The sequence below is a fragment of the Acetanaerobacterium elongatum genome (assembly GCF_900103835.1).
GTDB lineage: Bacteria > Bacillota > Clostridia > Oscillospirales > Ruminococcaceae > Acetanaerobacterium > Acetanaerobacterium elongatum.
The window spans coordinates 36,063-45,372 of record NZ_FNID01000024.1 but is presented as its reverse complement, the minus strand read 5'-3'; the positions used below and the strand labels follow the sequence as shown (position 1 = coordinate 45,372).

Here is a 9,310-nt window from a genome sequence, read left to right as displayed (position 1 = left end):
CATGCAAATTTGAAGTATAAGTATGGGAACAGGCATTTCTGGTGCAGAGGATATTATGTTGATACAGTAGGAAGAAATGCAAAAGTAATTGAAGAATATATCAAAAACCAATTACAAGAAGACATAGCTTCAGATCAAATATCATTCAAAGAATACATAGACCCGTTCACGGGTAGCAAGGAAACAAAGGCATGAAAAACGAACAGCCGCTTTAGCGGCTGCCCGTAATAGTAATGCGGTTGGCGGAACCATTCAGTGCGTCTTGAGACGCTGTGCCAGTAATATGCCCTTTTAGGGCTGGTGCATACCACCAGTTTAACTGGTGGTTTTGATTAAACCCTGCTGGTGATTACCGCATCGACTAGACCGTAGTCCTTGGCCTCCTGCGCAGTGAGAAAGTGGTCGCGCTCCATGTCCTGATTAATGCGCTCAATCGGCTGGCCGGTAAGCTCGCTGAAATAGCGGTTGAGCTTGGCCTTGGTGCCCTGCAGCCAGTCGGCGTGAATCTTGATGTCGGTGGCCTGCCCCTTAATGCCCTGCACCCATGGCTGATGGATAAGCACCTCGCTGTTGGGCAGCACAAACCGCTTGCCCTTGGTGCCCGCCGCCAGCAAGAACGAGGCGGCGCTTGCGGCAAGGCCCACGCAGATGGTGGAAACATCCGGCTTGATGTAGCGCATGGTGTCGAAGATGGCGAACGCCGAGGTTACCGAGCCGCCGGGGCTGTTGATGTAAAACTGGATGTCCTTGTCGGGGTCGGCGCCCTCCAGAAACAAGAGCTGCGCGATAATAAGGCTTGCGGTGGTGTCGTTTACCTCTTCGCTTAACATGATAATGCGGTCATTCAGCAGCCGCGAGTAGATATCATACGACCGCTCGCCGCGGCTGGTTTGTTCAATTACTACCGGTACTAAGCTCATGTACAATCATCCCTTTATAAAATGTATGGCTTCGGAATAGGCACTATGCCGCCATGCGCGGTGAACCGCAGGAGGTGTGCGCGGTATGCTGCACGCACACAGGCTGAGCGGCACGCGCGGTCTGGCGGTATTCCCTCGGGCTTAGGCCGAATAGCCCCTTAAACGCGCGGGAGAATGCCTCCTCCGAATTAAACTGGTATTTAAACGCAAGGTCGGTGATGCGGGTGTCGGTTTCCTTCAGCTCGCGCGCGGCCTCGGATAAACGGCGGCTGCGCACATAGGCCATTACGGCAACGCCCGTTTGGGTGCGGAATATCCGGTGAAAATGGTAGGGCGAAAGAAACGTCTGCCTTGCCACCTCCGCCAGACGGATAGGCTCGCACAGGTGCGTTTCAATATAGTCGGCAGCCTGCTTCATCTGATGCTTGTAATCCATATAAACGCTCCTTTGCATAGGGTTTATGTTCATTATATCACAGAGTGTATGAAATAACCTGATATCTCTTGCGGTTTTATTGCTATTTGATGAGCGAATACATCTTCATATCCTGCACCTTGCCGTTCTTCACCGCGTTGCTTCTTAATGTGCCCTCGCAGGTAAAGCCCGCCTTTTCAAGGATACGGCAGGACGCCTGATTATAGGCAAACGGCTCGGCGAAGATGCGCAGAATGTCGGTGTGCTTAAACACATAGCGGCAGGTCTCCTTCAGCGCGGCGGTGCCGACGCCCTTGCCCCAGTAGGGCTCCGCAACATAGTACCCGATTTCGGCGGTGCGGCGGTGGATGTTCTCCTTGCGGAACACGCCGATGCTGCCAACCGCCTTGTCGTCTACCGTGATGGCAAAGGCGTAGACGCTGTCTTTCTCCGCGCTCAGCATGGCGGTGATGTAGCCCTCAGCGTCGGCAGCGGTATAGGGGTAGGGCAGGCCGTCGCGCAGGTTATCCATAATCTTTGTGTTGTTCAGGGCCGCGGCCAGGTCGGCAGCGTCCTCAATCCGCCATTTGCGTATCCCACAGTTCATGATGCAATCCTTCCTCTCGATGTCAAATATTCTGTTGGTTCAGGTAAATTGAACTGATTATAGCACATCTTTATTCCTTTTGCTATTGAGAGAACTGGCAAATAAAAAGCGGGTCGGATACGGCCCGCTTGTGGATTATATGCAAAGATTGGCGAAAAATCAGGAATCGGTGATAATGCCGCCGTTTACATGCAGCACCTGACCGGTGACAAAGGCGGAGTCGTCGCTCGCGAGGTATACATAGGTGGGGGCGAGCTCAAACGGCTGCGCGGCGCGCCCGAGCGGGACATTCTTGCCGAATTTGGCAACATCCTCTTCGCTGAAGCTTGAAGGGATGAGCGGTGTCCACACCGGGCCGGGGGCAACGGCGTTTACACGAATGCCGTTTGAGGCAAGCGAGAGCGCCATCGAGCGGGTGAACGACACCACCGCGCCCTTGCTGGCGGAGTAGTCGATGAGGGTAGGCTGCCCTTTGTAGGCCGTCACCGAGGTGGTGTTGATGATGCTGGCGCCCTGCCTGAGATGGGGAAGCACCGCCTTGGTCATATAAAAATAGCTGATGATGTTGGTGGCAAAGGTGTTGTTGAGCTGCTCCACAGTGATGTCAGAGATGCTGTTTTGCGGAAACTGCACCGCGATATTGTTTACGAGGATGCTGATATGCCCAAAATCATGAAGGGCGGTATCCACCACCTGCCGGGCGCTTGACTCCTGCTTAAGGTCGCAGATTACCGTTACGCAGCGCCTGCCGGTAGCCGAAACCAACCGCACGGTTTCGCCCGCATCCTCCTGCTCGCTGTAAAACGGCACCACGATGTCGGCGCCCTCCTTGGCAAACGCCACCGCCACCGCCTGCCCGATGCCGCTGTCGCCGCCGGTAACGATGGCAACACGGCCTTCCAGCTTTCCGCTGCCGTGGTAGAGCGGGTTGTCGGTAATCGGGATGGGGTTCATGGCGCCCTGCGAGCCGGGCTGAAGCGGCTGATGCTGCGGCGGGAACTGCGAAGGGGTTATCACGGGGATATTCTCGTAGGTACTGTTATTTGACATTATCATTCTCCTTATTATGCGCATTTTCAGCTAGTATCCCCACTAGACCGCAGGCTATACGAGTGTTAAGTCATAGACAGTGCAAGGCTGATTCTGGTATAATTAAAATCCAATATTGAATTGATATAGTTGAAAGCTGGTGTTTCCGAATGGATTTAGCCGAAAAGCTCAAGGAGATTGAGCGGCAGATTGCAAAGGCGGCGCAAAAGGCGGGCCGCAGAGCCGATGAGATCACCCTGCTTGCCGCCACCAAAACGCAGGATGCCGCAACCGTGCGCGAGGCCATCGCCTGCGGAGTGAAGGCGGCGGGGGAAAACCGCGTGCAGGAGCTGACCGAAAAGCTCGCGCAAAACGCGTATGAGGGCGCGGCGCTGCATTTCATCGGGCACCTGCAAACCAATAAGGTGCGTCAGGTGGCGGGGAAGGTAGTGCTCATCCATTCGGTGGATAGCCTAAAGCTTGCGCAGGAAGTTAGCCACACCATGCAGCAGCTTTCGGGTTTAGCCGCGAGTGTGCAGTTTCAGGATATCCTTGTTGAGGTGAACATCGGAGGCGAGCTTTCCAAGAGCGGGGTGGAGCCGCAGGGGCTGCAGGCGCTGCTGGAGGAGATTGCAAAGCTGCCCAGCCTGCGGATTGCGGGGCTGATGTGCATCCCGCCGCGTGCCGAAACTCCCGATGAGGCGCGCCGTTATTTTGCGCGCATGAAGGTGCTTTTCGACCAAACCGAGCCGTATTTCAGTAAGCAGATACCGCATGTGCTCTCGATGGGTATGTCCGGCGACTACCAGGAGGCGATTCTGGAGGGCTCAACCCTTGTGCGCGTAGGCACCGCGCTTTTTGGGCCAAGGATATATATACAGTAGAATAGCTTTAATTCATATAGGAGTACCCACAAATTATTGCGGGTACTCCTTTTTTCTGCCTGTTTTGATTCCTTATGTACCATGGTTGCGACAGGTTTCTTGAGCGGACGGGGGTAGTATAAATTAGGTAATTAATACCAATAATAACAGTAAACACAGGGTCAGTTTATGTGTATTCGCAGCGGCTTAAGAATATACGCAGATGTTTTACTAAAGGTTTGGTTGAAATAAAATCTTTCAGCCTTCTAAAAACTGTCTGTTTAAAAGACGAAGTCTTTCATCGTATGCGTAGCCGCTCCTGCCGCAAGCGGCATCGACACTTTTCAAAATCGGTTTTATGCCTTTTTTTAGGCGTAAAGCCTAAAAGAAAGGGCATGGATCTTACTATGAAACAGCGTTCAGCTACACAAAACCGTTTGGCGGCGTTGGTTGCGCCGTATCTGGATATCCGCCTGCTGGGGCGGTGGGCGGCGGTGTTTGCCGCGGGTATTTTAATGTCCCGCGCCGGGATGTTTGACCGTATCGCACCCTTCGGCGTGGCGTTTGCCGCCGGGGTGCCGGCAAGCCTGCTGTTTCCGGCCCTGCTGGGCGCCGCGGTGGGCTACTGCCTGCCGCTGCTGCCGGTAGCGGGTGCTACGAAATACCTCTTGGCGCTTTGTGTAGTGGCGGTAATCCGCCTGCTGCTGAATAATCGTGTGAAGCTTGCGAAAAAGAGCGGCTTTTTGGCCGCGGTGGCACTGCTGGCCACAGGGGTACCCTCGCTGCTATCCGCCTACACGCTGATGGCCGACGCAGCGGGCGTTACCGTTTCGGCAGCCGAGGCGGTGCTTTCCGCAGCCGTGGCCTTCTTCTGCTCGGTTGCGCTGCAGTCGCTTGACCAGGGGTTTCTTGCCAGCGTGGTAGACCGTAAGCAGCACGCCTGCCTGGTGGTGGTGGCCAGTATTATGCTGCTGGCACTGTGCGGGGTAAATGTCATGGGCTTTTCGGTGGGGCGGTTTGCGGCGGTGCTGGTAATTCTGGTAATCGCGTCTGCCTACGGCCCGGCAGCGGCTTGTGCGGCGGGGGTTGTGGTGGGTGTAACCTCGGGGCTTGCGAGCTTTAACCTCATTGTACTGGCGGCGGTGTATGGCTTTGCGGCGCTGCTTGCAGGGGTGTTCGGCGTGTTCGGGCGCACCGGAAGCGCTGCGGCGTTTATCCTCGCCAACGGCATGGCCGTGCTGATGGCGGGCACCGACGTGGTTCCCTTATCGGTGCTGTATGAGGTGATGGCCGCAACGCTTGTGTATATGCTGCTGCCGCAGAAGCTCATCAATCGCGCCGCCCTGTTTAAGCTAGAGAGCCTTAAGCCGCAGGCGGAGGCTGATGCGGAGGTGTACACGCGGCTTACCCTTGCGGGGAATGCCATGCGTGAGGTGCGTACGGCGGTAGAGACGGTGTCGCAGGGGCTTGGCCGCATCCAGTCGGGTGATATCTCCTCGGTGTACGACGAGGTTTCGCACAGCGTTTGCGGGCACTGTGACAAGCGATTTAGCTGCTGGGGCAAGCACTACAACCGCACTATGGGCGCGTTCAATACCCTTTCGGAGGCATATAGGCAGCAGAGCACCATCGCCGAGGACGACTTCCCGCCGGAATTCCTGGAAAGCTGCAAGAAAACCCGCCGAATCATCACTGCCGTAAACGACGGTTTCAGCCGGTTCCGCGCGCGGGAAAGCTCGGTGCGGCGTTTTGGCGAGGTGCGGTCGATTGTCTCGGAGCAGTTTGAGACAATGTCTGAGCTGCTGGACGAGCTGAGCCGAGAGGTGATAAACCGGCATGAGGTGAACGCGGCGCTTTCGGCAGCAGTAAGGGAGTACTTGGAGGGTACCGGCATCACGCCCACCGGCGTGCTGTGCGAAAACGACAAAGACGGACGGTTGCTCTTAACCATCCGCATTGCCACCGACGAGATCGAGAGCATCAGCCGCGTGAAGCTGGCCAAGGCGCTGGGCGTGGTGTGCAAGAAGAGCCTGGCACTTCCGGTGATTACCGAGAAGGATAACCTCACAACCATCCGCCTGCGCGAAAAGCCCAGGCTGACGGTGCTCTACGGCGAGTACCAATCCGCGTTCAAGGACGGGCGGGTGTGCGGCGACAATATCCGCTATGTGGCAAATTCCGGCGGGCAGGTACAGGTAGTGCTGAGCGACGGCATGGGCAGCGGCCCCGCAGCGGCAGTGGATTCCGCCATGACCTCCTCGCTGCTCACCAAGATGATCAGCGCCGGGTTACGGCCGGAGGGCGCCATGAAGTTTGCAAACTCCGCGCTGCTGGTAAAATCGGCGGAGGAATCGCTCTCTACCGCCGACATCACGCTCATCGACCTGTACACCGGTAAAACGCAGATCTATAAGGCGGGCGCCGCGCCAACCTTTGTAAAAAGCGCGGGAAAGACCTTCATGCTGGAGGGCGACAGCTTACCCATCGGCATCCTAAACGGTGTTTCTATCGATCAGAACCAGCTGAAGCTGGAGAGCGGCGACATGGTGCTGATGGTTTCTGACGGTGCCTTGGCCGACGGCCCCGAGTGGATTATCCAGGAGCTGGAGCGGTACGACAGCGACGACATGGGTAACCTTGCAAAGTATATAGTAGAAACCGCCAAGAAGCGCCGCAGCGACGGGCACGACGATGACATCTCGGCAGCGGCGGTGCTGGTAACGGCGAACGTATAAACAGGAAATGAGAAAAGGCTTCCCTGCGGCAGAGGGTTTCTGCTGCGGGGGAGCCTTTATTGTTTCATATTGTATTAGTGGGGAAGGTATTTATTGCTTCTTGCCGAACAATGAGCGGAGGTCTTCGGCAAGGGTAACCGAGCTTTGTACGGTGGCGGATAGCTCCTCCATTGCGGCGGATTGGTTGCTGGTGGTGCCGAGCGTTGTGTTGGCGCTCTTTAACGTGGTGTTGATGCTGGAATCGATGGTCTGCTTGATATGGTCGATCGACTCAACGGTAGCCTTAGTGGTATCCGAAAGCCTGCGGATTTCGTCGGCCACCACCGCAAAGCCTTTTCCGGCCTTTCCGATATGCGCGGCCTCGATAGACGCATTTACGCCCAGAATGGTGGTTTGGTACGCAATCTGCTTAATCGATTCAAGAACCTTGGTAATCTCCTTAATGTTATCGCGAATCTGGTTGATCTCCTCTACCAGATTGCTCTGGCTTACGGTGATGGTTTGGGAATCCTCCGACAGATTGTCGATGGTGGCGGATATCTGGATGAAGTTGTTGGCCAGGTCAGACGAAAGCAGATCGGTTTCGATGCGGTTGTAGCCGCTCTGCGCCAGCGCGTTTACTACGATATACATTACCTCTGCGGCAGCCTCGATGGTTTTCATCGGAACAATGTCAATCTGCTCCGCGGCCTCCCACAGCCCGTCGCTGCTGGTGCCGATTTCGGAGGCTACCCGGCGGATGGTTTTCTCGTCTGCGGGCTTTTCAAGTATCTGCCCGCCCAGAACGGTTCCGATGTGTTCACCGTTGATGATCACAGGTGCGGAGAAGTCTACCAGGCCCGCATGGCACTGCCCTATGTAGGGGCGGCCGATGGAGATTGCCTTTCGCCCGAAGTCGTTGTGGCAAACGGCGCAGCGCTCGTCGCCGACCTTGCTTGCGTGGATATAGTTGGAGCAAAACGGGCGGTAGTGGCTGGGGCGCGTGAATTCCTCGCCGTGCCGGCCTACCGAAACGGCGGCGCAGTTAAACCCCACCGCAAAGTTATCTAAAAATTTCTGCAATACATTGACGTCAATAATGTCTGCAAGCTCGAGCTTTTTAAGATCCACCTTAGAGTCAACAACAGAAATCATTTTTTTCTCCTTATGTAGGATGTATTTGTTGTTACAAGAAAAAACACTTTATCTTTTACTAATATCATATCAATAACCATTTAATATGTCAATTATAATAAAAAATATCGACGTCAATTTGCTCGAATTGTGAAAAGTAACCATATTCTACAATCCACTTAAATAATAGACAAATTTTTAAAATGAAGTAAAATGTAAGTATTAATGCACTTTATTAATAATGCAAAATCTGTTAGGATATGGTTCGTATTAATGAAAGAGGGAATCATCATGCGGGTAAAAGGTATCCTCAAAGCAGCCGCCGGATTACTGGCGGGCGCAATGCTGCTTGGCTCCTGCACAGGAGTGAACAAGCAAAACCCTGTTCCGGTTGGGGAGCTGTTGTCATCTCAGGCGCAAGGCTCGTCCGGGCAGGAAAGCAAGGCGGCGGCACTAAGCTCCGGTACTAACAGCGCGCCCGTCGATTTAAGCGATATCGAGGCCGTTACCAAAGCCTACGTAGCACCCCTCGGCGACTACTGCCTGTGCTACCCATGGGCAAGCGCGTCGGAGATTCAAGTGAATCATCTGATAAGTATCTGCGGGGATAATAACCTGTTAAACCGCCCCGCAGATGTAAACCTCAATACCCCCGACCCATCGGCGGCAGAGGTGGAGGCGGCGCTGCAGCGTCATTTTGATGTGAGTGCCGATTATTTGAGAACCTCATGGATGTATAACAAAAAGGCGCAGACCTATCACCTGTACACCCATAAGCAAGAACTGCCATTCCGCGCTATCTCTGCAACGCAAAAGGGCAGCCGGATTGAGATAGAGGTGGGGCTGACGGTGCCAGACCCCGGTAAAGTGGAGGATAAGGAGGCCACCCTGCTCGCGGGGTATGCGGCGGTGAACTACAGGCCCTACGGGAAGGACAGGCTCATCTTCCCGAGCGGCACGCTGACGGTGGAGCTGACCGGTGACAATACGGTGAAGTATGTTTCCTATAAATGCAGCGAGACGTTTTTAAAGGAGACCGAGAAGCTCGAACGGTACAAAAAATACGCAGAGGCGTTTGAGTATGATTTGGGGCGGAGTACTTGGAACGATGCCGCAAAGCTTGAACCGGACGCGCTGGTGGTTTACTATATCTACCTGTGCGGTACGGGCGAGGTAGACATGCCCAAGAACACCCCCATTGAGGAGTATTTCGGCAACCCCTATATGCCCGCCAAGGAGCTTGAGGCGGCGGTGATGAAGCACCTTGACGTAACGCCGGAGCAGATACGGAAATCGCAGTACTACGACAAAAAGCGCAACGCCTATTGGACGGGCGGAATCGGCACGACGGCGGATACAGAAATCGTCAGCGCAAAACAGGAGGGTAACCGGCTTACCTTAACGATGAAAGACAGCATTACCAGTTCGGAAGCTATTCTTCGCTGGAATTGCCAGGCAGTCCTTGAGGTGGACGGGGATAATTATAGATATATTTCCTATGTCAAAGAGGAGACTACTAAAGAATAATGGAGCAGGGGCGATTGAAGCCCTGCTTTCGGTTTTCTTGTAGTGAACGGTCTTGACCGTTCCGCTTCACCCGCATAGTTTTATAGGGGCAGACGCACCGG

9 protein-coding genes are annotated in these 9,310 nt (G+C 54.6%); 4 read left to right on the top strand and 5 right to left on the bottom strand.

The window, feature by feature from the left end; genetic code table 11:
* A partial coding sequence (locus BLR50_RS09660) for a transposase (RefSeq protein WP_205408686.1) occupies positions 1-195 on the top strand: 195 nt, incomplete at its 5' end.
* Positions 196-332: 137 nt separating this feature from the next.
* Here the strand turns inward: BLR50_RS09660 and BLR50_RS09655 are convergent.
* The 4 genes from BLR50_RS09655 to BLR50_RS09640 all read right to left on the bottom strand — a co-directional run bounded on the left by BLR50_RS09655 (position 333) and on the right by BLR50_RS09640 (position 2,992).
* The gene (locus tag BLR50_RS09655; RefSeq protein WP_092641273.1) at positions 333-920 is read right to left on the bottom strand and encodes an ATP-dependent Clp protease proteolytic subunit; all 588 of its coding nucleotides are present in this window, start codon (positions 918-920) and stop codon (positions 333-335) included.
* A 43-nt stretch (positions 921-963) separates the two neighbouring features.
* Complete coding sequence (locus tag BLR50_RS09650) at positions 964-1,356, bottom strand: helix-turn-helix transcriptional regulator (protein ID WP_092641270.1); 393 nt, start codon at positions 1,354-1,356, stop codon at positions 964-966.
* Positions 1,357-1,438: 82 nt separating this feature from the next.
* Positions 1,439-1,942 (bottom strand): GNAT family N-acetyltransferase, encoded by a 504-nt coding sequence (locus BLR50_RS09645; RefSeq protein WP_092641267.1) that lies wholly within the window; start codon positions 1,940-1,942, stop codon positions 1,439-1,441.
* 159 nt (positions 1,943-2,101) lie between these two features.
* Entirely contained in the window at positions 2,102-2,992 is an 891-nt protein-coding gene (locus BLR50_RS09640) for a glucose 1-dehydrogenase (RefSeq protein WP_205408685.1), read from the bottom strand.
* Between the two features lie 149 nt (positions 2,993-3,141).
* Here BLR50_RS09640 and BLR50_RS09635 point away from each other — a divergent pair, with 149 nt between their 5' ends.
* Both BLR50_RS09635 and BLR50_RS09630 read left to right on the top strand, forming a co-directional pair.
* Positions 3,142-3,855, top strand: coding sequence for a YggS family pyridoxal phosphate-dependent enzyme (locus tag BLR50_RS09635; RefSeq protein WP_092641261.1), 714 nt, complete (start codon positions 3,142-3,144; stop codon positions 3,853-3,855).
* A 386-nt stretch (positions 3,856-4,241) separates the two neighbouring features.
* The gene (locus BLR50_RS09630; RefSeq protein WP_143008090.1) at positions 4,242-6,569 is read left to right on the top strand and encodes a SpoIIE family protein phosphatase; all 2,328 of its coding nucleotides are present in this window, start codon (positions 4,242-4,244) and stop codon (positions 6,567-6,569) included.
* A 90-nt stretch (positions 6,570-6,659) separates the two neighbouring features.
* Here BLR50_RS09630 and BLR50_RS09625 read toward each other — a convergent pair whose 3' ends face one another.
* Positions 6,660-7,703, bottom strand: a complete 1,044-nt coding sequence (locus BLR50_RS09625; protein ID WP_092641255.1) for a PocR ligand-binding domain-containing protein — start codon at positions 7,701-7,703, stop codon at positions 6,660-6,662.
* Between the two features lie 270 nt (positions 7,704-7,973).
* Between BLR50_RS09625 and BLR50_RS09620 the strand changes: the two genes are divergently transcribed.
* Complete coding sequence (locus BLR50_RS09620; protein ID WP_092641252.1) at positions 7,974-9,209, top strand: hypothetical protein; 1,236 nt, start codon at positions 7,974-7,976, stop codon at positions 9,207-9,209.
* Positions 9,210-9,310 lie beyond the last annotated feature (101 nt).